The sequence below is a fragment of the Sphingorhabdus pulchriflava genome (genome assembly GCF_003367235.1).
GTDB classification, from domain to species: Bacteria; Pseudomonadota; Alphaproteobacteria; order Sphingomonadales; family Sphingomonadaceae; genus Sphingorhabdus_B; species Sphingorhabdus_B pulchriflava.
Window position 1 is genome coordinate 1,230,837 of sequence record NZ_QRGP01000001.1, and the last position, 23,146, is coordinate 1,253,982.

15 protein-coding genes and 2 tRNA genes are annotated in these 23,146 nt (G+C 56.3%); 8 read left to right on the forward strand and 9 right to left on the reverse strand.

All coding sequences use genetic code 11. The features are described 5' to 3' along the window. The first annotated feature begins 263 nt into the window (after positions 1–263). The 4 genes from DXH95_RS06195 to DXH95_RS06210 all read left to right on the forward strand — a co-directional run bounded on the left by DXH95_RS06195 (position 264) and on the right by DXH95_RS06210 (position 7,950). Positions 264–1,193: a hypothetical protein gene (locus DXH95_RS06195; protein WP_239016556.1), complete on the forward strand. Its 930-nt coding sequence runs from the start codon at positions 264–266 to the stop codon at positions 1,191–1,193. An 8-nt stretch (positions 1,194–1,201) separates the two neighbouring features. After that, entirely contained in the window at positions 1,202–1,663 is a 462-nt protein-coding gene (locus DXH95_RS06200; RefSeq protein WP_115548526.1) for a hypothetical protein, read from the forward strand. Between the two features lie 68 nt (positions 1,664–1,731). Beyond that, positions 1,732–2,811 (forward strand): DUF11 domain-containing protein, encoded by a 1,080-nt coding sequence (locus tag DXH95_RS06205; protein ID WP_115548527.1) that lies wholly within the window; start codon positions 1,732–1,734, stop codon positions 2,809–2,811. Between the two features lie 51 nt (positions 2,812–2,862). Continuing rightward, positions 2,863–7,950, forward strand: a complete 5,088-nt coding sequence (locus DXH95_RS06210) for a DUF11 domain-containing protein (protein WP_115548528.1) — start codon at positions 2,863–2,865, stop codon at positions 7,948–7,950. A 3-nt stretch (positions 7,951–7,953) separates the two neighbouring features. Here the strand turns inward: DXH95_RS06210 and DXH95_RS06215 are convergent, their stop codons facing one another. From DXH95_RS06215 to thyA, 4 genes are all read right to left on the reverse strand, one after another. Then, positions 7,954–9,210 carry a dihydrolipoamide acetyltransferase family protein gene (locus tag DXH95_RS06215; RefSeq protein ID WP_115548529.1) on the reverse strand — a complete coding sequence of 419 codons (1,257 nt, stop codon included), beginning with the start codon at positions 9,208–9,210 and terminating at the stop codon, positions 7,954–7,956. Between the two features lie 4 nt (positions 9,211–9,214). Beyond that, complete coding sequence (locus DXH95_RS06220) at positions 9,215–10,240, reverse strand: alpha-ketoacid dehydrogenase subunit beta (protein ID WP_115548530.1); 1,026 nt, start codon at positions 10,238–10,240, stop codon at positions 9,215–9,217. Continuing rightward, positions 10,237–11,520: a thiamine pyrophosphate-dependent enzyme gene (locus DXH95_RS06225; protein WP_115548531.1), complete on the reverse strand. Its 1,284-nt coding sequence runs from the start codon at positions 11,518–11,520 to the stop codon at positions 10,237–10,239. The genes DXH95_RS06220 and DXH95_RS06225 overlap by 4 nt, the downstream gene beginning before the upstream one ends. 104 nt (positions 11,521–11,624) lie before the next feature. After that, the gene (thyA, locus tag DXH95_RS06230; protein ID WP_115548532.1) at positions 11,625–12,548 is read right to left on the reverse strand and encodes a thymidylate synthase; all 924 of its coding nucleotides are present in this window, start codon (positions 12,546–12,548) and stop codon (positions 11,625–11,627) included. Positions 12,549–12,709: 161 nt separating this feature from the next. Here thyA and DXH95_RS06235 point away from each other — a divergent pair. From DXH95_RS06235 to DXH95_RS06245, 3 genes are all read left to right on the forward strand, one after another. Then, positions 12,710–12,786: transfer RNA gene (locus tag DXH95_RS06235), tRNA-Pro, on the forward strand. Between the two features lie 74 nt (positions 12,787–12,860). Then, positions 12,861–15,002, forward strand: a complete 2,142-nt coding sequence (locus tag DXH95_RS06240; protein WP_115548533.1) for a GGDEF/EAL domain-containing response regulator — start codon at positions 12,861–12,863, stop codon at positions 15,000–15,002. Continuing rightward, positions 14,999–17,512 (forward strand): response regulator, encoded by a 2,514-nt coding sequence (locus tag DXH95_RS06245; RefSeq protein ID WP_115548534.1) that lies wholly within the window; start codon positions 14,999–15,001, stop codon positions 17,510–17,512. The genes DXH95_RS06240 and DXH95_RS06245 overlap by 4 nt, the downstream gene beginning before the upstream one ends. 9 nt (positions 17,513–17,521) lie before the next feature. Here DXH95_RS06245 and DXH95_RS06250 read toward each other — a convergent pair whose 3' ends face one another. The 3 genes from DXH95_RS06250 to DXH95_RS06260 all read right to left on the reverse strand — a co-directional run bounded on the left by DXH95_RS06250 (position 17,522) and on the right by DXH95_RS06260 (position 20,401). Beyond that, positions 17,522–18,472: a crotonase/enoyl-CoA hydratase family protein gene (locus DXH95_RS06250; protein WP_115548535.1), complete on the reverse strand. Its 951-nt coding sequence runs from the start codon at positions 18,470–18,472 to the stop codon at positions 17,522–17,524. A 258-nt stretch (positions 18,473–18,730) separates the two neighbouring features. Further along, on the reverse strand, positions 18,731–20,230 hold the full coding sequence (locus tag DXH95_RS06255; protein ID WP_115548536.1) for an acetyl-CoA acetyltransferase: 1,500 nt from the start codon (positions 20,228–20,230) through the stop codon (positions 18,731–18,733). Positions 20,231–20,311: 81 nt separating this feature from the next. Next, positions 20,312–20,401: transfer RNA gene (locus tag DXH95_RS06260), tRNA-Ser, on the reverse strand. A 132-nt stretch (positions 20,402–20,533) separates the two neighbouring features. On the opposite strand from DXH95_RS06260, the gene hspQ reads away from it, so the two are divergent. Then, positions 20,534–20,884, forward strand: a complete 351-nt coding sequence (hspQ, locus tag DXH95_RS06265; RefSeq protein WP_239016557.1) for a heat shock protein HspQ — start codon at positions 20,534–20,536, stop codon at positions 20,882–20,884. Positions 20,885–20,887: 3 nt separating this feature from the next. Here the strand turns inward: hspQ and DXH95_RS06270 are convergent, their stop codons facing one another. After that, positions 20,888–21,904, reverse strand: coding sequence for an SO2930 family diheme c-type cytochrome (locus DXH95_RS06270; RefSeq protein ID WP_115548537.1), 1,017 nt, complete (start codon positions 21,902–21,904; stop codon positions 20,888–20,890). Beyond that, a complete protein-coding gene (locus DXH95_RS06275) occupies positions 21,904–23,118 on the reverse strand; it encodes a parallel beta-helix domain-containing protein (RefSeq protein ID WP_115548538.1) in 1,215 nt (404 codons plus the stop codon). The genes DXH95_RS06270 and DXH95_RS06275 overlap by 1 nt, the downstream gene beginning before the upstream one ends. Between the last annotated feature and the right edge of the window lie 28 nt (positions 23,119–23,146).

Sequence of the window (23,146 nt, forward strand, 5' to 3'; positions counted from 1 at the left end):
CCCAAACCACTGCAAAGCTAAAACTTTTAGCATAATTTACCATTGTCGTTTGATTTTACAAGAATCCACAAGTTTGACACCATATTTACCCTATAAATACAATTAGTTGTCTCGTTAACGACCATGTCCGCGGCTTAACTATTTCTTGACCTCGCTCTGCCATAAGAGCCGACATGTTGAGAACCAATACATCCCGCTCAAGCCACAGAAACGCATATTTGCGGTTCCGCTGCGCGTCAGCTTTGGCAGTCCTTGCCGCGGCAATGGCTATCGGCACGAGCGCCTATGCCGCAGGGACACTTGCGGGCACCAACATTGAGAATATAGCCACCGCGAGCTATGATGCTGGCGCGGGTCCGGTAGATATTCAATCGAATGTGGCCGTCATTCTCGTCGACGAACTGCTCGACGTCACTGTCGTCAGCAGCAATCCGGGCGACGTCGGCACCACCAATGGTGCCACCAACGCGGTGCTGACCTATCAGGTGACGAACAACGGCAACGGTCCGGAAGTCTTCACGCTGACGCCGAATGTCGCCAACAGCGGAGATGATTTCAACCCCACTTTGTCGCAAGTCGTGCTCGATACCAACAACAACGGTGTCTATGATGCCGGTGTTGACACAATTTATGTCGCGGGCACCAACGACCCGTTGCTGACGCCAGACCAAAGCATCACTGTTTTCGTCCTGACCAACATCCCGGCAACGCAAGCCAATGGTGACCGCGCCAATGTCAGTCTGGTAGCTGCTGCCAATACCGGAACCGGGACACCGGGAACATCATTTGCAGGTGCGGGTGAAGGCGGCGGCAATGCCGTGGTCGGAACCAGCGGCGCAGATGGCGAGGCTAGCGGATTTCTTCGCGTTGATGCCGCTTCTGTAGCCTTGGCAAAATCGGCTGTTGTTGCCGATCCTTTTGGCGGCACAACCGCCGTTCCGGGGTCGACCATCACTTATACGATTGTGGCAACGATTAGCGGCGCAGGTTCGCTGAACAATCTCGCCATTAACGACCCCATCCCGACAGGCACAACCTATGTTCCTGCCAGCCTGACCCTTGAGGGAGCGGCGCAGACCGATGCGGTCGATGCCGACGCTGGGAACTTCAACGGAACCAGAGTGGGCGTGTCGCTCGGCAATGTCCCTGCCGGGCAAACCCGCACGGTCACTTTCCAGGTAACTATCCAGTGAGCAACGCCATGAAACATATGATTGCAACCCTGCTGGCTTTCGCTGTTGCGGCGCCGGCAATTTCCGCACCGGTCGAGCTGGCCAGCGATGTCTTTGTCGAACGTGAACAGAAACGCCCGGATGGTACCGTTGCGACAGTGCTTGAAGCACCCAAACTCGTAGTACCCGGCGATCAATTGGTTTTTGTCGTGCGCTATAAAAATGTCGGAACGCAACCGGCATCAAACTTCATTGTCACCAACCCGATCCCCCGTGCAGTTGCCTTTTCGGGCACTATGGATGGCACGGAAGTTGTTTCGGTTGATGGAGGCAAAAGCTGGGGCACGATGGCGCAATTGAAAGTCGCGAAGCCCGACGGCAGCTTTCGTCAGGCGCTACCCGCCGACGTCACCCATCTGAAATGGAACATGAATCAAACGCTCGCCGCAGGCTCTGCCGGCAAGCTCGTCTTTCGCGGGGTCGTTCGATGACCTCCAAACGAAACCGTACCGATTGCTGCGGCACAAGCGATCAAATCCAACGCAACCGGAGTATAAGCATGACCAGTACGCTTAAATCCCTCGTTGCCTCAACTGCGCTTGCCGCAACGCTCGGGGTTTCCGCTCCGGCCTTTGCGGTGGGCACAACCCAAGGCACCGACATTACCAACAGTGTGACCGTAAATTACACTGTTGGAACCACGGCACAGACGCCGGTCACCAGTAACACCGACACATTCAAGGTCGACCGCAAGGTCAACTTTACCGTTGTCGAACGTGCGACCGTCGGCACTACCACGGTCAATCCCGGCCAACTTGCTCAGCAGACGGCCTTTACTTTAACCAACCTGTCGAACGACCTGCTCGATTTCGACCTGACAGCGGCCAATCTGTTGACCGGTGCAGCTGCGCCGCGCGGAACAGACGGATTCGACGTCACCAATTTGCTGATCTGTTTGGACGCGGACAACAATAACGTCTGCGATGCGCCTGCAACCGCAACGCTGACCGTTAACGACCTGTCGGCAACAACCGGCAGCAACAGCGTCAACATTCTTGTGCTGGGTGATATTCCGGCCGCAGCCACTAATGGCCAGATTGCGGGCGTCAACTTGCAGGCCACTGCAAAGCTGAGCAACGGCACCGCCTTTGTTCTTAGCGGCGTAGGCAAGAACGTCTCGACCGACACCGACGCCAACGTTGCTGGCGCTGTCGACACCGTTCTGGCTGATACCGGTCGCGATGCTGTTGAATCCGCACTCGACGACTACACCGTCCAGTCGGCTACCCTTGGCGTGTTCAAGTCGAGCCGCGTTGTCAGCGACCTTGTTAGTGGCAGCAACCCGAAAGCTCTGCCCGGCGCGACGGTGGAATACTGCATTGCGGTCCAGAACACAGGCAGTATCGCCGCAACCAGCGTCGCGATTGAGGATTTGATTCCTGCGAACACGACGTTTGTTACAGGTTCCATCCTGTTGGGTGCAACTGTAACCGACTATGGTCTGGCAACGCAAAGCTGCTCGGCCGGTTCGGCCGGTGGCAGCTACACCACAACGCCGTCACCGCGCGTCAATGGAACCCTCGCCAGTGTTGGCGCGGCTTCGACGAGCGGCCTGATCTTCCGCGTTACCATCAACTAAAGAAGCAAGGCGGGGACGAAGACTCTCTTCGGACCCGCCTTTTCCCTAAAAATGGCATTAACTAAACATCTTATCAAACGCGCAGGAATGCTGGCGGCAGCTGCCCACTTGGCTGCCGCCTGCCTTCCCGCGCATGCGCAAGTGTTGCCGAATATCATCAGCAACACAGCGCAGGCGGAATGGACATCCGGCGGACAACCGCTATCGCGGCCCTCAAACAGCGTCGATATCGTTGTCGATCGCTCCAATCCGCAACCGGCGGCACTTGAGGTGTTCCGTTTCACCAGCGCAAGCGGTTCTACCCAGGCCGTTCTGCCCCAGACGATGTGCCGGGGCACCAACGGGCTTCAGCCGGTCAACCTTCAAGGCGTTTTTGCCGGTCTTTCAACCAATCCGGCGTCAATCTCCCCGGCGTCCTCCATTCGCGCGGGTGAACCATTGGTTCTGAAGGTTACGGCGTCGGGTCAAAACAGCAATCCAGGTGCGATTGACAGCTTTGAAGCCGAAATTTCGACTGACACCGGCGACGTTGAGCGGATCACGCTGACCGAAACGGGTGCCAACACCTCTGTTTTTCTGGCTCTGGTGAATACCAAGGCAGCACCGCCTGCGGCAATTCAGGGCGATTGCGTCCTGTCGGTCCGTCCCGGCGACCAACTTCATTTTGACCTCGACAATGCCCAAAATGGCAATCCCATTGCCGGTGCAGATGTCGATATTCTCGTCGATCCGTTCGGATTGACCTTTGACAGTGCCGACGGCACTGCTGTCGATGGCACTCGAGTGACTATCGTAGACGCGGCAACCGGCCAGCCTGCACAGGTGTTTGGCGATGACGGCGTCTCTAGTTTCCCGAGCACCATCATAGCGGGAAGCACGGTTACCGACGGTGGAGGGCAGATTTATACCTTCCCGTCCGGTTTTTACCGCTTCCCCTTCCTGCGCCAGGGCACTTACCGGCTGATTATCACGCCGCCAGCGCCTTACACGCATCCCTCGGTGGCTACGCCTGCTGAACTAGCGCTGTTGACGCGCCCTGATGGCGGCCAGTTCGTGATTGCCGATGGCTCCTATGGCGGAATCATTACACTGAACGATCCTGCACCGGTGCGTATCGACGTTCCGATGGACCGGCCTGGAGGCAGTTTGCAGCTGCGCAAGTCGACATCAAGCGCCACGGCCATGCCCGGCGATGTCGTCCAATACCGTATCGAGGTGCGCAATCCCGATCGCGTCCGTAACAGCGGCCCGATAACAGTCACCGACATTTTGCCCGCCTCGATGCGGCTGCGCCTGAACAGCGTTCGCTACAATGGCACCTCGGTTACGCCAGTCGCAACCGCTGATGGCAGCGAGTTTTCGGTTGTTTTACCACCGCTTGCAGGTGGCGCATCGGGCTTGTTGACATATCTGGCCGAAGTGCGCGTTGATGCCCGTTCGGGCGATGCCGTCAACCGCGCCTCCGCCCGCGACAACCGCGGCGCGACCAGCGACACAGCCGAAGCCGCAATCCGCATTATCCGCGACGGCATAAGCGAACGCTTCACCATAGTTGGTCGCATCACCGAAGGCGGATGCAGCGTCGATCCGCGTAAAGCAAAGGGCATCAGCGGCGTTCGCGTCATGCTTGAAGATGGCAGCTACGCCATCACCGACATTGACGGCCGCTATCATTTCGAAGGCGTGGTCCCCGGCCTGCATGTTGTGCAAGTCGACCCGTCAACTTTCCCGCTCGATCAGGCCCCCGTCGATTGCGCCCAGAATACACGCAGCGCCGGAAGTGCGATCTCTCGCTTTGTCGAAGGTCGGGGCGGCAGCCTGAAACGCGCAGATTTTCGTTCGACACAGGTCAGCCCGCGCCGCGAAGCTATACAAATCGCTCCCAAACCGGTTGCGCCGAACGCCGAAGAACGCAGCATTGCTGGCGGTGAAAAGGATTGGGTTGCCGGTCAGGCGCCGGGCCTGGAGTTCCTGTTCCCCGGCACCGATCACAATCCGCCTGTGCCGGCGATCCGCGTTGCCATCAAACATGCTGCCGGCCAGCGCATCGAACTCAGCGCCAATGGCAAGGTCGTTGACCCGCTGAATTTCGATGGCGCCAAGCGCAGTGGGGATGGCCGGGTCAATGTCAGCATCTGGCGGGGCGTTCCGATTGTTGCAGGCAACAATGCGCTGGTTGCGCGCGTCCTGAACAGTGAAGGTCAGGAAGTTGCGAAACTGGAGCGTCAGGTCCACTTTGCTACTCCCGCAATTCAGGCACAATTCCTGAAAGAAAAGTCGCTGCTACTCGCCGACGGCGTCAATCGTCCGCGTATTGCCGTGCGCTTCACCGATCGTTCGGGCAAACCCATTCAGCCCGATGCAGTTGGCGATTTCAGCGTAACCGAACCCTATCGCCCCGCTGTCGAAATCGATGCCCAGCAGGCAAGCCAATTGTCCGGCCTCGAACGTGCGGCACCGGTGTGGCGCGTAGTCGGTGAAGATGGCGTTGCCTATATCGAACTGGAGCCGACAACCGCTTCCGGTGCCGTGGCAATCAGCTTCAACTTCCAGGATGGCCAGGTAAAGCGCACCCAGCGCATTGAAACCTGGCTCGATCCGGGCGATCGCCCCTGGACGGTCGTTGGTTTTGCAGCTGGAACCCTCGGTTTCAACAAGCTTGAAGAAGGTCTTCAGGATCTGGCTGGCGAAGATGATCAGTTGAATGTCGATGGCCGCATCGCCCTCTACGCCAAGGGTCGTGTTACCGGCAAATGGCTGATGACCATGGCCTATGACAGCGACAAAAAGGCTGATGATGCCCGTTTTGCAGGCACCATCGATCCGCGCCGTTATTACACCGTTTATGCTGATCGCAGCGAGCAGCGCTACGACGCCGCGTCGATCCGCCGCCTGTATCTGAAGCTCGAGCGTCCGCAATTTTATGCGCTGTTCGGCGACTATCAGACTGGCATCGATGAGCCTGAACTGGCCCGCTATCAGCGTAGCTTCAACGGAATCAAGGCGGAGTATCGCAGCGACGAAGTGCACGCGCAGGCCTTTGCAGCCGACACCCCCTATCGCTATCGTCGCGAGGAAATCCAGGGCACCGGCCTGACCGGCCCTTATGCTCTGGCCACACGCGATATCCTCGCCAACAGTGAGCGCATCACTATCGAAACGCGTGATCGTCTGCAGTCAAACATCATCATCGACCGCAAAACCCTCGTGCGCCATATCGACTATGACATCGATTACCTCGCCGGAACGCTGCGTTTCCGTGAGCCCATATTGTCGCGCTCAAGCGGCCTGAACCCGCAATTCATCATCGCCGAATATGAGGTCGATGGCGTTGGCAAGCGTGTTAACAACGCCGGTGGGCGCATGAAATGGCAGTCGCCGGACCAGAAGCTGCAAATTGCAGCGACCGCGATCCACGACGAAACCGATACCGACAAGACCAACCTCGTCGGCGCCGACGTCCGCTATCGTCCGACCGCCAACACAGAATTGCGCGCCGAATTTGCAGCAACCGATGGCAAGGCCAATGCCGGAAGCACAACCACCGACGCCGGTGGCGCGTCGGCTGTGCTGCTCGAGGCCGAACATCATGGTGCGAAGCTTGACGTGCTGGCCTATTATCGCCGCCAGTCGGCCCGCTTCGGCGTCGGCCAGACCAACCGGAGTGAAGTTGGCACCGAGAAATTCGGCCTCGATGGCCGCTATCGCCTGACCGACAAGCTGTCGATTTCGGCAATTGGCTATCAGGAAGATTATATCGAAACCGGTGCCCGTCGCATCGCGGGATCGACCGAACTCGAATATCGTAACGACAAGGCCTCGCTGCGTGCTGGCATCACCCATGCGGATGATAAGCTAGCCGATGGTACAACCAACAAGTCGACGCTGGCTCGTATCGCTGGTTCGTACAAGCTGACCAGCAAGCTTGAACTCGACGCACAGACCGAGTTTGCTCTGGGTGGCGAAGATGAGAGCATCGACTTCCCTGCCCGCCACCGTCTTGGCGCACGCTATGCGATCCGCAACGATATCGCATTGGTCGGCAGCTATGAAATTGCCAAGGGTGAGAATATCGACGCACGCACCGCACGTATCGGCTTTGACATCGCCCCCTGGGCCGGCGGTCGCATCGTAGCAAGTGCCAACCAGCAGGATATTGGCGAGTTCGGTGCGCGCAGCTTCGCCTCTTATGGCCTCGCGCAATCGTTCAAGATCAATGACAAATGGTCGGTGGATTTCACGCTCGATGGCAACCAGACCATCGGTGGCTTTGACCGCAGCGATGTTATCAATCCGTTGCAGCCCGTTGCATCAGGCGGTTTCCTGGGCAGCGATGGCACGCTGACCGAAGATTTTGTCGCTGTCACTGGCGGTGCCAGCTATCATGGTGAACGCTGGAGCTGGACGGGTCGTGCCGAATGGCGTGATGGCGATACTACGCAGCGTTATGGTCTGACGACCGCTATCCTGCGCCAGATTGGCGAAGGCAAGGCCGTGGGCGGCGCGCTCAACTGGTTCAAGGCGAAGCAGGATGGCGGCGCATCGACAACGACCGCGCAGGCGGAAATCAGCTGGGCCAACCGCCCCTCGGGCAGCCAGTGGTCGTTCCTAAACAAGACCGAATATCGCTATGACTCGGTGAAGAACGCAACTGCAGGTCTTCCGGGACCGGTTGGCGGTGCGCCGTTGCTTGTCAGCGGTGACGTCAAATCGACCCGCATCATCAACAGCCTGTCGGTCAACTACACCCCGATCGACGAGCGCGATGGCAGCTTCATCGAACGCGGCGAATATGCCTTCTTCTGGGGCACCCGCTACAACACCGACCGTTTTGGCGCGGACGATGTCAAGGGTTGGAGCAATGTTGTCGGCGCCGACTTGCGCTTTGATTTCTCAGATATCGCAGATGTGGGCATCTCGGGTACGGCGCGCATTGGCACCTCGGGCAAGAATATCTTCTGGTCGGGTGGCCCAACACTGACGGTGACGCCGTTCGACAACTCGAACGTCACGCTAGGTTACAATTTTGTCGGCTTTGAAGATCGCGACTTCGAAGAAGCCCGCTACACCCGCAGCGGCCCCTTCCTGACCTTCAAGCTGAAATTCGACCAGACCAGCTTTCAGGGTCTGGGGCTGTAAACCTTAGTCTGCGAACAGCAGAACCGGCGTTTCGACCAGCTTCTTCAGCGCCTGCACATAGCTCGCCGCATCCCAGCCATCGACAACACGGTGATCGCAGCTGATCGACAGGTTCATCAACTTGCGCGCCTCGATAGCATCGCCGACGAACACAGGGCGCTCGACAATCTTGTTGGGGCCAATGATGGCCACTTCCGGACGATTGATGACCGGTGTGGTCGCAATACCACCCAACGGCCCCAGCGAGGTCAGGGTCAACGTCGACCCCGAGAGTTCATCGCTTTTGGCGCTGCCATTGCGGGCTGCTTCGGCCAAACGGCCAATTTCGCTCGCTAACTGCCAGACATTCTTGTCTTGCGCGTCACGGATAACCGGGACCATCAGCCCTGCGTCGGTTTGCGTTGCCATCCCGAGATGCACCGAACCGTAGCGGGTTACCACACCGGCTTCGTCGTCATAGCGGGCGTTGATCATCGGAAAATCAGGCAAGGTCTTACAGATCGCCACGATCAGGAAAGGCAGCATCGTCAATTTGGGACGACTGCCACGGTTGGCGTTCAGATCCGCCCGCATCGCTTCCAGCGCGGTGACGTCAAATTCCTCGACATAGCTGAAATGCGGGATGTTGCGCTTTGACGCCGCCATATTTTCGGCAATGCGACGGCGCATACCGATGACCTTGACCACTTCATCCGCGCGTTTCGCTGAAACGCCGGGTGCCCGGTATCCCTGCCCCGAACCATAGTTCAAATAGGCATCCAGATCGGCGTGACGGACATGCCCGCCCGACGTTTTGACGTCACTCAGTTCAACGCCAAGCTCTTTCGCACGCGCCCTAACCGCTGGAGATGCAGTGATTTTCTCCTGTTGCAGTGGAGCAGGAGCTTCAACTGGTTCAGGCTTGGCCGCTTCAGGTGCTGCTTTAACCGTTTCGGCCGGCGGAGGTGTTGAAACCGGCTCCGCCACCACTTTTGGGGCTTCCATCACGGGCTTAGGCTCGGCTTCCTCATTGCCTGCACCCTCGGTTTCAATCTCGACCAGCATCGATCCGATCGCGATGACGTCACCAGCCTCGCCCGCCACTGCAGTGACGATACCAGCCACCGGGCTTTCCATCTCGACGGTGGCCTTGTCGGTCATCATATCGGCCAAAGGCTGGTCTTCCTCGATCCGGTCGCCAATCTTGACGTGCCAGGCAACGATTTCGGCCTCGGCAATGCCTTCACCAATGTCCGGCAGCTTGAATGTGAACTTACCCATGACGTCAGTCCTTCATGATCTTTTCAATGGCACTGGCTATCCGAACCGGGCCCGGGAAATAGGCCCATTCGAGGCTGTGCGGATAAGGCGTATCAAAGCCGGTGACGCGCTCGACCGGCGCTTCCAGGTGATAAAAACAGCGTTCCTGCACCAGTGCCGCCAATTCAGCACCAAAGCCGCTCGTGCGGGTGGCCTCGTGAACCACCAAGCAGCGCCCGGTGTTTTTTACTGATCGTTCAATCGCTTCTACATCCAATGGAAGAAGTGTTCTTAAGTCAAGAATGTCGGCATCAATGCCCATTTCGGCGACCACCATCTGCACCACATGCACCATCGTGCCATAAGTGAGGATCGTGAGGGCCTCGCCCTCGCGAACCACCCCGGCTTTGCCCAGTTCGATCCGGTAATAGCCCTCGGGAACCGCACTAGCTTCATGTTTCGACCAAGGCTCGACCGGGCGGTCATAATAACCGCTGAATGGGCCGTTATAGATGCGCTTGGGCTCGAAGAAGATGACGGGGTCGTTATCCTCTATCGCGGCAATAAGTAGCCCCTTAGCGTCATAGGGATTCGACGGAACAATCGTTTTGATACCGCAGACGTGGGTAAACAGGCTTTCGGGCGATTGGCTGTGCGTCTGTCCGCCGAAAATCCCGCCGCCAAAAGGCGAGCGCACCGTCATCGGGCAGATGAAGTCACCTGCCGAGCGATAGCGTAGACGCGCCGCCTCACTCACAAGTTGGTCCAGGCCCGGGTAGATATAATCCGCAAACTGGATTTCGGGGACGGGACGCAAGCCATAGGCCGCCATACCGACACCGGCACCGATGATGCCGCATTCGCTGATTGGCGTATCGAACACGCGGGTCTTGCCATGCTTGGCTTGAAGACCGGCCGTCGCGCGGAACACGCCGCCAAAATAGCCAATATCCTCCCCCATCAGAACAACATCGGGGTCGCGTTCCAGCATGATGTCGAGCGCGCTGTTGATCGCTTCGATCATATTCATGGTTTTGGTGTCGCCCATCATTTCGGCTCCCACTCAGGGCCGAATTTGCGGTGCTGTTCGTCGATCATTTGAGCGCACTGCTCTTTTAGATGCCAGGGCATTTCCTCAAACACATCTTCGAACATCGTTTCGAACGGCTGGTGCATGCCATGCCCCAATATGCCGTTTGCCTCTGCTTCTTTCTGGGTTTTCTTGACCAGCTCGGCCAGTTCGTCATGCTGTGCCTGATGCTGCTCCTCGCTCCATTCACCCAGCAGAATGAGGTGCTTTTTCAACCGGTCTACCGGATCACCCAACGGCCATTTTTCAAACTCTTGCGCAGCGCGATAGGCACCCGGATCGTCTGAGGTAGAATGGCCTTCGGCGCGATAGGTGAAATATTCGATGAAGGTTGGACCATTATTGGTCCGTGCCCGGTCCGCTGCCCAGCGCATAGCGGCATAGACGGCGAGCGGGTCGTTACCGTCCACACGCAACGAGGCAATGCCATAACCAAGCCCGCGCGCCGCAAAGGTCGTGCGTTCGCCACCCGCAATGCCGGAGAAAGAGGAAATCGCCCACTGGTTGTTCACCACCTGCAGGATGACAGGCGCATTGTAGACCGCCGCGAACGTCATGGCGCTATGAAAGTCACCTTCTGCAGTCGATCCTTCGCCGCACCAGACCGCAGAAATGCGCGTATCGCCGCGTGATGCGCTGGCCATCGCCCAGCCCACAGCCTGCGGATATTGCGTCGCCAGATTGCCCGAAATGGTGAAAAAGCTGCACTCTGGCGCCGAATACATGATCGGGAGCTGGCGGCCCTTCAGATGATCCTGACTATTCGAATAGATCTGGTTCATCATCCGCACGATCGGATAGCCGCGGGTCAGGAGAATGCCCTGCTGGCGATAGCTGGGGAAACACATGTCATCGCTGGCCAGCGCCATCGCTGTCGCTACCGAGGTTGCCTCCTCGCCCGTCGATTTCATGTAAAAGCTGGTTTTGCCCTGCCGCTGCGCGCGGAACATGCGGTCATCGAACGCGCGCGTCAGCATCATGTTGCGGAGCATCGAGCGCAACTGATCGGCATCGAGGTTCGGATTCCAGCTACCTTTTGCCTGATGGTCGTCATCGAGCACGCGCACCAGCCCGAAAGCCAGCGACTGAATGTCCGCCGGTAGCGAGGCTTCATCGGGGCGCGCTATGGAATCAACCGGCGGTACAGCGACATCGCTGAAATCGGCCTCATCACCGGGACGGAATTTGGGCTCCGGAATGTGCAGCCGCAACGGCGCAAGATTGGACTTTTTGCCTGTCATCGCTTCCTCTCGTTCCCCTCACAGGGCTCCACGCGAATCACATTTGTTTGTTGTCCGCTCTTGTTAGAATATTTCAAACTCCTTTTTAGGTCAATATCGCTGACCTAAACTGCGACAGGCGCGGAAATATGGGCTTGCGGGTGATAATCGAGCACTTCGAAATCCTCGATCTCATAGTCGAAAATGCTGTCAGGCTTGCGCAACAGGTGCAGTTTGGGATCGCCTGCAGGCTGACGCGACAATTGCTCTTCGACCAGTTCGGCATGGTTGAGGTACAAATGCACATCGCCGCCCTGCCAGATCAATTCGCCGGGCTCATATCCACATTGCTGCGCCAGCATGCGGATCAGCATCGATGCGGCGAAAACGTTGAAGCCAAAACCCAGCCCCAGATCGCACGATCGCTGGAATAACAGTCCGCTCAACACGCCGTCGGCTACGTGGAACTGATAGGTTTTGTGGCAAGGTGGCAGCGCCATTTGGTCAAGTTCGGCAACATTCCAGCCTTCGAAGATATGCCGGCGCGACCCCGGATTGCTCTTCAGGCTTTGCACCAGCAATTCAATCTGGTTGATACCCTTTTCGGTGCGACGATAAAGTCCCTGCCCTGCATCTTCATAATTGGGCCAGTTCACCCATTGCGCGCCATAAACCGGTCCCAGATCGCCCCATTGCTCGGCGAAATCAATGTCATCGACTATGCGCTGCTCGAAATCTTCCTGTGAAATCGGGTCACCGGTTTCGCGGCGATAACGTTCCAGCGGCCAGTCGGTCCAGATCCGGACTTTTTGCTTCAACAGATTGCGGATGTTGGTGTCTCCGGTGAGAAACCACAGCATCTCACGCGCGGCGGTTTTCCAGAAAATGCGTTTGGTGGTCAGCAAGGGAATGGCGTTGTCGGCGAGCGAAAAGCGCATCGTCGCACCGAAGAGTGAACGTGTGCCAACACCGGTGCGGTCTTGCTGCACCGCCCCTTCGGTCCAGATGCGGCGCATCAGGTCCAGATACTGGTCTTCATAATGGCTCATTCAGAGCGCCTTCCCCATCGAGTCTTTAAGCGCAGAAGCTATTCGCAGAACGGGCAATCGGCAATGGCCAGATTATTGCATCTTTACGCTTGAAAGGCTGGAACCGCCCTTCTATAGGCACCGCCTGCCTTGCCGGTCCTGTACCGGCTTCAAGCATCGGTCGGGGAATAGCTCAGCCTGGTAGAGCACTGTCTTCGGGAGGCAGGGGCCGGAGGTTCGAATCCTCTTTCCCCGACCATTTGCTCCATTTTGAACCCTCACAAATTTTGACGATTAACCATTCCTTGAGATTGGGTCGCTATCGCGTATTTGATGCACGCGCGCATAGTCATAGTCGACGACAGGTCAACGAACCTGCGCATTTATGCGCAGTTTGTGGCCATGATGGGTCCCAATTTCACTTCGGTTTGCTTTCAAAGCGCAAGTAAGGCGCTTGAATGGCTGGAGACTGAAACCGCAGATCTGTTAATCGTTGACTACCGCATGCCGGAAATGACGGGTGCAGATTTCATACGGAGGTTTCGCAGCCGTCCGGACGGCCATGCAACACCGGCGATCATCATTACTGCCCGGCAGGATCGCGAAGTCCGCATTGCGGCGCTGGATGCAGGCGCGACAGACTTTTTGCAGAGCCCTGTTACCGACAAGGAATTCCGGGAACGCGCCATCCTGCTGATCGCACAGCACCGGAAAAGGGTGGAGCTGGAAAATCGTCCGACAAACTCCTCGCCTTCCTCCGGTTCAGGAACCAGGTCAATTGGTGCCGGCAAATCGATGCTCGAGCAGATTATCGATACAACACCGATTTTGATCAATGCGACTGACCGCAACGGCAAGATATTGTTCATTAACAGCTATCAATCCGCGTTGCTTGGCCAAGATATGGACAGTCTCGTTGGCAAATCCATTGCGGATGTGTTCGAACCGCATCTGGCGCAGCGTGAAGAACGCCGGAACGCGATCATTGTCGACGGCGCGCAATCCATCCCCAATTATGAAGAAGTCTATCACAGCGACGGCGTGCAGCTGACTTTCCACTGCAACAAATCACCGCTGCATAACAAAGATGGCCAAGTCATTGGCGTACTGACATCTGCGGTCGATATTACGGCACGCAAATTTGCCGAAGAACATCGCGCGCATCTGGCTTTGCATGACATGCTGACGGGCTTGCCGAACCGGGCATTGCTTGCCGAAAACATGCGCCAGACAATCGAAGAATGTGCGGCCAGCAATTCGAAAGCGGCGCTCCTGCTGGTTGACCTTGATCGTTTCAAGGTCATCAATGATACCCGCGGACACCAAGCCGGCGATATGTTGCTTCGCCAGGTTGCGGAACGCATAAACGGCGCGCTCGACAGCAATGAGATTGCCGCACGCATCGGTGGTGATGAATTCGCCGTCATCATCCGCAACATTGAGAGCCCTGATGACGTCAGTCACAAATGCCTGAGTTTGCTGGGTCAGATCGGCAAGCCTTATTCGATTGGGGATTCTGACCAATTGATCGGTGCCAGTATCGGCATTGCCTTGATTCCCGACGATAGCGACTCCGCCGATGAACTGCTGCGCCTCGCCGATCTTGCCATGTATGAAGCGAAGACCAGCGGTCGGAACCGCCATTGCTTCTTTTCACCCAAGCTGAACCAGATCGCACAGTTCAATGCTGGCGTTGAGGCGGATCTGCGTTCTGCATTGGAGAATGACGAGTTCGTCCTCGAATATCAGCCCATTGTCGACGCAACCACATCGGAGCTGACAGGTCTCGAGGCACTGCTCCGTTGGCAGCATCCGCAGCGTGGGCGACTGATGCCTAGCGATTTCATGCGGGTCGCCAACGATTCCGGTCTTATCGGTCGGATAGGCAGTTGGGTTATCGGCACAGCATGCCGCCAAATTGCGGAATTCCGCGAACAGGGCATTGAACTGCCGCATATTGCAGTCAATGTTTCCCCGCGTCAGTTTCAGTCGAACAATATGTGTGACGAAATTCTCGCGGAAACCCGGAAATACGACATTCAACCCGGGCAGCTTGTCGTTGAGATTACCGAAGAGCTGCTGCTCGACCAAAGCCAGGCCTTGATGGATCAACTCCATGCTTTGCGAAACAGCGGCATAGAGCTCTCAATCGATGATTTCGGTACAGGTTATTCCTCGCTGCAATATTTGCGTGACCTCCCCGCCAACCGGTTGAAAATAGATCAGACATTCATTTCGCGGATCGAAAGCTCCAGTGTCGACCGGGCGATCATATCGACCATTGCGCATCTTGCGCACGCACTGGATATGCGGGTGGTAGCCGAAGGTGTCGAGACCGAGACGCAACATATGTTGCTGCGGGCTGCGGGCTGTGACGAGTTGCAAGGCTATCTGTTTGGACGAGCACTATCTGTCGGGCAACTCTACGATCGCATTGTTCCCGGCAAGGGCAGCCAGAAACGGCAGTTGAAATGACAACCGTCGCGAACAAAACCACCGGACTGGCACCCGAGCAGGAAATCCTGCTCAACCGTCTCGTCATGGGCACTGCATCGGGTATAACCGTATATTTCCTTGCCTTTGACAGCTTTATCCTGACGGCTTTTGTTATTTATCTCTCGTTGAACGCAAGTTTGTTTGCGATGCGCCAGAAGAAGATCTGGCCGCAGGAGCGCCGTTGGGTTGCAGCCATCATATTGGACATCGGCATGGCGTTTGCCGTGATGATGCGCTCGGCCGAAACGATGTCCTTTTTCTATCCGCTGTTGCTTTGGGTCACTTTGGGCAATGGTTTCCGCTACGGCGTCAAATATCTGGTTTTTGCAGCAACCTTGTCTGTTCTGGCCTTTGGCACGGTTGTTCTGACGACCGATTATTGGGCACCTAATCAGGTTCTGGGCTACAGCTTGACGCTCGCACTCGCCGTCATCCCTGCATATTGTTCGACACTTATCCGCAAGCTGTCAAAGGCGAAGGATGAAGCGGAGACTGCCAACCGAGCCAAAAGCTATTTTCTGGCCAGTGTCAGCCATGAACTCCGCACCCCTTTGAATGCAATCATCGGTTACGGCAACCATCTGAAACAGATGGGGATGCCAAAAAACCAGCATGATATGGTCGATGCCAGCGTGCTGGCCGGCGAACATCTTCTGCACCTGATCGACCAGTTGATCCAGATTGCCAAAAGCGATTCAAACTCCGCGAAAGTGGTGCTTCGTCCGCTTCGATTGACCGAGTTGTTCACCGAAATCCGTGACATCATGCTCGTGCGCGCTGAAGACAAGTCGCTAGCCCTTCAGATTGCGGCCGAACCATTATCTGATCGCCTGGTCGATGGGCCGGTCGATATTATGCGCAATATCCTGCTCAATCTGACAGGCAATGCTATTAAATTTACCGAAGCAGGTACGATCGCCGTCAACGGCGGTATCCGGGAACATGACGGTAAAACGCGGGCCTGGTTCAGCGTCACCGATACGGGTATCGGTATCATGCAGGACGCTGTGGAACGGATTTTCGAACCGTTCCAGCAAGCCGATGATACCGTGATGAACCGCTTCGGCGGCACAGGACTAGGCTTGGCAATATGCAAGCAACTCGTAGATCAAGTCGGCGGGCGCATTTCGGTCACTAGCCAAATAGGTCAGGGCAGCAGTTTTCTGGTAGAAATTCCGGTCACATTGGCGACCGCAGACCAACAAGATGACCGCGCGCCGCCGACGGAACAGGCTCCGGCACTAAATGTGCTCGCCTTGGGCAATTTTGATGCAGATCTCTTGGCGACAGCGCAGTCCGCTGGCAGCTATACAGTTCGGAGCATAAAATGCTCGAGCCGCAAGCAGTTGTCAGAAAAGCTGGAACAGCTTACCATAGATGACTTCGCTATTGCGATGATCGACGATCGGCTGGTCGACGAAATGCCGAACGATGACCCTTTGTGGCAGCGTTTCTCGGACGCAGAAGTCGCTGCGGTGCTTGTTTCGCATGACAAGGTTCCCGACCTTCAGGAAATCAGGCTCCGCGCTGCTTTTGCGAGCGTCATTCCGAGCGACGCGAACTTCGATCAGTTGCGTAGTGCCATTCGGATTGGACGCTCTTTCGCGCACAAGCCGCATTTTGACCACAAAACGGGCAGCGCTTCACCGCAGATCGCGCAGCAATCCTATCGGCCGCAATCGGTGCTCGTCGCTGATGACAACCGCACCAATCGAAACATCCTATCAGCGATACTGGAAACCGCGGGACACAGCGTCACGCAAGTGTGCGACGGCGATGAAATGCTCGACATCCTTGAGCGAGAAAGTTTCGATATCGTACTTCTCGACGTCAACATGCCGCGATTGAATGGTATCGATGCATGCAAGATGTGGCGGCAGATCGAAGGCGCGCGCAGCCATTTGCCTATTGTTGGCGTTACGGCCGATGCGACTAGCGAAACCGAAGCACGCTGTCTGGCAGCCGGTATGGACTTGCGTCTGACAAAACCAATAAATTCCGCACTGCTTCTTTCGACAATCGAGAAGTGCTGCCTCGGCGAGAATGCTGAAATAAATTTGCCCAGCTCGACAGAAGATCCGTTGCAGGTCGTCGTTCCTTTGCAGGGAAAGCGCCCGTCCGATTTGAATGAAGCGATCGATGCAGATCATATGGCTTATCTGCGGTCTATCGGCGATGACCGTTTCGTCGCTAGCATGATCGAAGGTTTTCTCGAAGACGTTGCCGAATGTCGCATTACGCTGGCAAAATCCATCGAAGAACGTGACCCGGCGCTGTTCCGCTTTTCAGCGCATGCATTCAAAAGCTCCGCCAACAATATCGGGGCAAAACAGCTTGCGGCACTCTGTGCGAAACTGGAAAAAGTCACCGAAGCCGATTTCGAGGTACAGCGTGCTGACTATCTGCACCGCATCGAAAATGAACTTCAGCGGGCTACCGATGCGTTGGAAACCAGTGAGCAACTGCCCGCTTTCAAAGCAGTCCAATAGAAGCGTCGTCTAAATTGCTTCCAGGTTGCGTTTGATCCTGCGTTCCTGGGCATCAGCCAAACGCTCCATCTTGCGCACGTCGGCATCGGTCAATGTCATGGCCGTGTCAGCCCAGACATTGGTGATTTCGAGCAACTCATCCAATTCGACCGGGTTTGCGGCGCGCCTCGCGCGATAGACAGCTCGCTCGGCAGCAAAGCGGTTGCGGTTACGCTGACAATATTCGACGATCGCTGCCTCGCCCTGCCCGTCTTCGACCAACACGTCTACGATACCCATGTCGTAAAGTTCTTGGGCAGAGTAAATTTTGCCTTCCAGAATGAAGGATTCCGCCAGTTTCCGACCAACGCGACGCAGCAGGAAACTATAGGCCCCCATGCCGGGAAACAGATTAAACACGATTTCGGGTAGACCCAGCCGTGCGCTACGTTCGGCAAACAAAATGTCAAAAGCCAGTGCGTGTTCAAAGCCTCCACCAAGCGCATCGCCCTGGACCAAAGCCATTGTGATAATGGGCGCACCAAAGGCATTGGAGTTGGCATATTGCATCCGGACACAGGTTTCGGCGTATTTTCGCATCGCGGGCAGATCACGGGTCCGTATGCACTCAGCAAAATGGCGCAGATCGCCCCCAAGATTGTAAATGCCCGGGGTTTTCGAACCGCACACAAAATAGCGCAAATCATCCGGCCCGCCATTGGCGGGCACGGCATAATTGTCGGCAACCCAATCCTGAACTTCCTGAACTTCGGCGCCCAGACTATAGGTGTAGCTAGGTCGTCCGCGTTGGTTCATAAAGCACCAGAAGATCTGGTCGCTCTTGTCGTGGCGAACGATAATTTCGTCAAATTTCCGACCAACAATCGGCAGACCAAACTGCTCCCCCGCCCCGAATTTCGCGGTGGAAATGTTCAGAGATGATCGTCCAGTGCCGTCCGAAATACGGGTATAGGTAGCCATAGCGCTCCTCGAGCGAATTCGTTTTGCATGGCCACCCCAACCACGATCATCTCTTACCACAAATACTGCCGGTGCAAGTCATAAAAATGGTTAATGCGATTAAGAACATCTACATTACACCAAAGCTTTACAAGCCTTAAGAAAGAGAGCTTCTATGAAATTGATATTTTACACTTAAGTGCATCTCGTTGCGTTTAGTAACATAAACCAGCTGAATTTCCGAACATGTGCAAAATGCCGATTTCAGCCGGTACCCGCCTAAGTCTTGGCCCAGACCCGTTGGCCAGCACCGTTCTGTACGATCTGGCCAGAAGTTCCCACAGGCTCAGCTTTACCGTCGGTCAAAAAGGCAACCATCTGCGCGTCTGTCACATCTATATGCGCCAAAGTCCGCTCGCCTGACGATGTGCGCGCCACCACTACGCCGCCTTTAGGGCTGCCATCACGGCCATAAAAGACCGTGTAGGTTTCGACGCGGCCGTCGCCGACATAATCTTTGTTCAAGTCCGGCACGGTCTCGCGCGCAGCATCTGCCTCGGCTTGATAATTAAAGTCCTGCGGGAAAGTCGCCGCTGCAACGGGTTGGTTGGATAGTACAATACAGTGATTGTCGGTCGCAAAGCCGCCATTGGCAAAGAGGAAGCCGTTGGTGCCTTCCTGGCGCAGCTTATCAACCATCGAAACGACCGCATGGCTCATATAATTGGCGATCGGTCCGCCACCGAATGTCAAACCGCCGAACACTGTCGCTGGCTTATCGACTGGCCAACCGATAATCCTCCGCGCCATTTTGGGGACGCAAGGAAAGCAACTGTACAGCTCGACAAAATCGAAATCTTTACCGCTCATCTGGTTCAGCTCGAGAGTACGCCGGATCGACGTTTCCATACTGACAGAACGGTCATAGCGGTCGCGGTGCAGGAAACTTGACGCTTCTTTTGCGGCGGCTCCCATGCCGACATAGATCAGCTTGTCGTCAGATATGCCCAGTCGGCGTGCCTCGGCCAGACTGGCGACGATAAAACCAGCGCCCTGATTGACCGATGAATTGGCAACCATCAGTTTGTTATATGGAAAAGCAAGCGGACGGTTTTTTTCGGATGATGTGATGATGTCATCGGGCGATGCCGGTTTGCGAATCCATGCCCCGTCATTTGCTGCCGCAATCTGGCTGAAGCGTGACCAGATTTCGCCGCTCTCCTGCTGGGCTTCCGCTAAGCTTTGGCCATAGGCCGCTCGGCCTGCATTTTCATAAAGCGGATAAACATCTACAGGAGCATTCAGCCCGTGCTGCTGCGCATAGCCCGGTTCGCGCTTCGCTTCATTGCGAACGCCTTCGAACACATCCTTTTGTGGCGTGGCATGTTTGGCAAGGCGGCCCGCAATAGTACGCAGCGCCTCTGCGCCGGCAATCGCAGCCAACTTGATCTCCCCTGCCCCAATACGGTTTGCAGCCTCGTTCAGCAGACGAATGGGCGTATCGCCATGCGGGGCTTCGGACTGATAGCAAACCGCAGGAGTCGCCCCCAGTGCTTCGGCAAGCTTCGCGTCGAGCGGGTTGAGATTCCGGAAGCTGATCTGGTCAACCACCGCGACGCTATCCAGCTTGGTGAGCAATGTAACGCCAGCGTCCGCCTCGGCACGCTTTAGCGCCTCTACCATCAACCCGAGCGGATCGAGTCCATTGTCGGGGTCTTCCAGACGGTCATTTATCTGGCCTACGCCAATGATTACGGGGATGCGTTCGCTGTCTGTCATGCCAACTATTGACCAAATTTGCTCGCACCGCGCAACAAAGAATTAATTGCGCAATTAAAATCGCCAAATATCAGTGAAAAATGGCGGACAGACAGGGATTCGAACCCTGGGTACCATTACTGGCACAACGGTTTTCGAGACCGCCCCGTTCGACCACTCCGGCATCTGTCCGCACGTCTTTCGGGCTTTGGTCGATACCCAAAATGGGCGCGCCCGTGCGACAGAGCGCGGCCATTAGCGAATGAATTCGGATTTGCCAAGCGCAAGGTTGCATCAGAGTGAAACCGATACGATATTGGCACCATGATTTCGAATCCTGACATGCCGGTTATTGCCGAAGCGCTATTTTCGATTGGCGATGTCGTACGCCATCGCGTGTTCGATTTTCGTGGTGTGGTTTTTGATATCGACCCGGTCTTCGGCAACAGCGAAGAATGGTATCAGGCGATCCCTGAATCGGTTCGCCCGCGCAAGGACCAGCCCTTTTACCACCTATTCGCCGAAAATGCCGACAGCAGCTATGTCGCCTATGTCAGCCAGCAAAATCTGGTAGCGGACGCCGAAAACGGCCCGATCAATCACCCTTCGGTTGAAGGCTATTTTGAACCTTGGACGGGCGAGCGCTACCGTCTGCCTGCTTTCATGCGCCAGTAAGCGTTACGCCGGTTTCATCGACCTGATCCAGGCTTCCAGCAAGGCAGCCCCCTCATCATGGGCGGATGCACGGCCTAGTTCGGGCATAGCGATGCCGGGATCGACGCTCTTCATGCGATAGGTAAGTATTGAGCGTTCTGGATGGCCCGGTTCGATAACGAAATCGAAATTGCCCGATCCCCTGCCCGCAGCAACCGGGCGTTTGCCGATGCCGAGCGCGGCCGGATTGCGTTCATGGTCATCATAGAAAAGTCCGGAATTGGAGGCTGAGCCGGTTGGTTTATGGCAATGGCCGCAGTTAACTCGCAGATAGGCCAATGCACGCGCCTCAACCGTACTGGACTTGGCGTCGTCCCATTTGGCTTCGACTGCAGGCAGGCTTGATGGCAGTTCTCCGCGCATGGCGAAGTTAGCGCGCGCCTTCGCAGTTTCAAATGCCAGATTTTGCCAGACCGGCCCAACGGGCATCACCGCATCTTTGGTCGAATGGCATTGTTTGCACTGGTTCTTGTTGGGAACGGCATAGCTAATCGCCATTTTTGCACCGTCGGCTTTTGCAAACTCAACTGCCTTGCGCGCACCGCCAATTTTCAATGTAGCGTCTTTGCCATCAGCATTCCAGACGTAGGGCAACGCCACCCAGCCTTCGGCACGATGCAGCAGCAGTCGGGTTTCGATGATATTGAGGTTGCCGGCGGCATCGTGATAACCAAAGCTCTTGATTAAGGCGCTGCCGACGGGGAACTGCAACCGACCTGTTTGGTCAACCGTATAACTCTTACCCGGAGGCATATAGAGGAAGCGCTGCTTTTCCGCATAATCGCTGAACAACGGTGTGCGTAGCGCATAGGGAAGCAACGCCGCCGATGGTTTCGATGCCGCGCCGTCAAAAAACCCGAAGCTGGAGAGCAACGCCGGATTCTCGGCTGACATTATGGCTGCTTCGGCAATCTGCGCCGAAGTTCCCTTCACCGATACCGTCAACGCCAGACAAGCGATCGCCGCCAGCAACAGCCGCATTAGCGAACCACAGCCTCCATGCTCTCGGGCAGGCGGATGCGCGGCAATTCCGGGGGGAGATTGGCGGTCGTCTGGAGCATAGTCGGTTGAGCACTTTCGGGCGTTGCAATTAAATCGGTCAGACCCAATGACAATGCTGGAACGGGATCGGCGATTACCGGCCTAGCGGCATCACCGCCCGCACCATCCCAGAAGATAGGCGGCAGGCTTCCGCCTAGTGCCTGTGCGATCTGCTGGCTGCCGGGGAATTTCGGGTCCCAACCTGCCTTGTCATGCTGGTTACCCCATATGGCGACGCCTCTGGCAATTGGATCATATTTCGGATCGTTCTGCGGATAACGATAGCCGACCACCATGATGTTGGCCGTGCCATTCTGGCCAAGCATATTGTCAAACACATGCACATTCCGGTTTGCCATCACCATCACACCGGTACCGGTCGGCACATTGGCGACGATATTGCCCTTTGGTGCAAAATTGGGTGTCGAGTTGTCGACGACGACATTTTCGAAAATGCGCACATTCTTGCCGCCCATCTGCAGCAGGTTGGGCAGATCGAACACCAATATGCCGCCCGTGTTGCGGGTTGTCAGATTGTCATGAACATCGGCGTCGTAGCTATTCTCAATCTCGATGCCCGCGACATTTTCCAGCGCAACCGAGTTGCGCACCACTATGTTACGTGACTGGCCGACATAGATGCCCGCATCCGAAGCACCGCGCACCAACACGCTATCCACGAGCACATCCTGGCTTTCAACCGGATAGATGCCATAGGCTCCGTTGGTTTCTTTTGGCCCGCCGGTCCATTCGACGCGGAGCTGATAGTAAACGATGCGGTCAGCACCCTTGGATTTAATGCCGTCACCCTTGGTGTTTTCCACCGCAAAATCACGCAGGACAACATCGTCAGAGGTCACCAGCAAGCCTTCGCCAGCACCTAATTGGCCAGTGAAGTCCAAAATTGTCTGGCCGCTTCCCTGCCCCTTCACCGTGACCTTGGCGACATCAAGCGACAGTCCATCTGTTAGCCTGAACCGTCCGCTGCCCAGTTCGACCACGTCGCCCGGCACTGCGCCAATTAGCGCCTCTTGCAAACGCGCCTGCGCATCGTCCCCAGCAGCGACCGAAATGGTTTTGGCGAAAGCTGTCGTGCTTGCAAATGCAAGGCTAACAGCGATGATGGCGTAAACGCCTTTGTCCCTCATCCTCATGTACCAAGTCTGCAATATCCGGACAGAC

Excerpts from the sequence above, each read along its gene's own strand:
- DXH95_RS06195 (WP_239016556.1), top strand. The coding sequence starts at position 264 with ATGGCTATCGGCACGAGCGCCTATGCCGCAGGGACACTTGCGGGCACC.
- DXH95_RS06215 (WP_115548529.1), bottom strand. The coding sequence starts at position 9,210 with ATGGGTAAGTTCACATTCAAGCTGCCGGACATTGGTGAAGGCATTGCC.
- DXH95_RS06200 (WP_115548526.1), top strand. The coding sequence starts at position 1,202 with ATGAAACATATGATTGCAACCCTGCTGGCTTTCGCTGTTGCGGCGCCG.
- DXH95_RS06245 (WP_115548534.1), top strand. The coding sequence starts at position 14,999 with ATGACAACCGTCGCGAACAAAACCACCGGACTGGCACCCGAGCAGGAA.
- hspQ (WP_239016557.1), top strand. The coding sequence starts at position 20,534 with ATGATTTCGAATCCTGACATGCCGGTTATTGCCGAAGCGCTATTTTCG.
- DXH95_RS06225 (WP_115548531.1), bottom strand. The coding sequence starts at position 11,520 with ATGACAGGCAAAAAGTCCAATCTTGCGCCGTTGCGGCTGCACATTCCG.
- DXH95_RS06240 (WP_115548533.1), top strand. The coding sequence starts at position 12,861 with ATGCACGCGCGCATAGTCATAGTCGACGACAGGTCAACGAACCTGCGC.
- DXH95_RS06205 (WP_115548527.1), top strand. The coding sequence starts at position 1,732 with ATGACCAGTACGCTTAAATCCCTCGTTGCCTCAACTGCGCTTGCCGCA.
- thyA (WP_115548532.1), bottom strand. The coding sequence starts at position 12,548 with ATGAGCCATTATGAAGACCAGTATCTGGACCTGATGCGCCGCATCTGG.
- DXH95_RS06220 (WP_115548530.1), bottom strand. The coding sequence starts at position 10,240 with ATGATGGGCGACACCAAAACCATGAATATGATCGAAGCGATCAACAGC.
- DXH95_RS06250 (WP_115548535.1), bottom strand. The coding sequence starts at position 18,472 with ATGGCTACCTATACCCGTATTTCGGACGGCACTGGACGATCATCTCTG.
- DXH95_RS06255 (WP_115548536.1), bottom strand. The coding sequence starts at position 20,230 with ATGACAGACAGCGAACGCATCCCCGTAATCATTGGCGTAGGCCAGATA.
- DXH95_RS06210 (WP_115548528.1), top strand. The coding sequence starts at position 2,863 with ATGGCATTAACTAAACATCTTATCAAACGCGCAGGAATGCTGGCGGCA.
- DXH95_RS06275 (WP_115548538.1), bottom strand. The coding sequence starts at position 23,118 with ATGAGGATGAGGGACAAAGGCGTTTACGCCATCATCGCTGTTAGCCTT.
- DXH95_RS06270 (WP_115548537.1), bottom strand. The coding sequence starts at position 21,904 with ATGCGGCTGTTGCTGGCGGCGATCGCTTGTCTGGCGTTGACGGTATCG.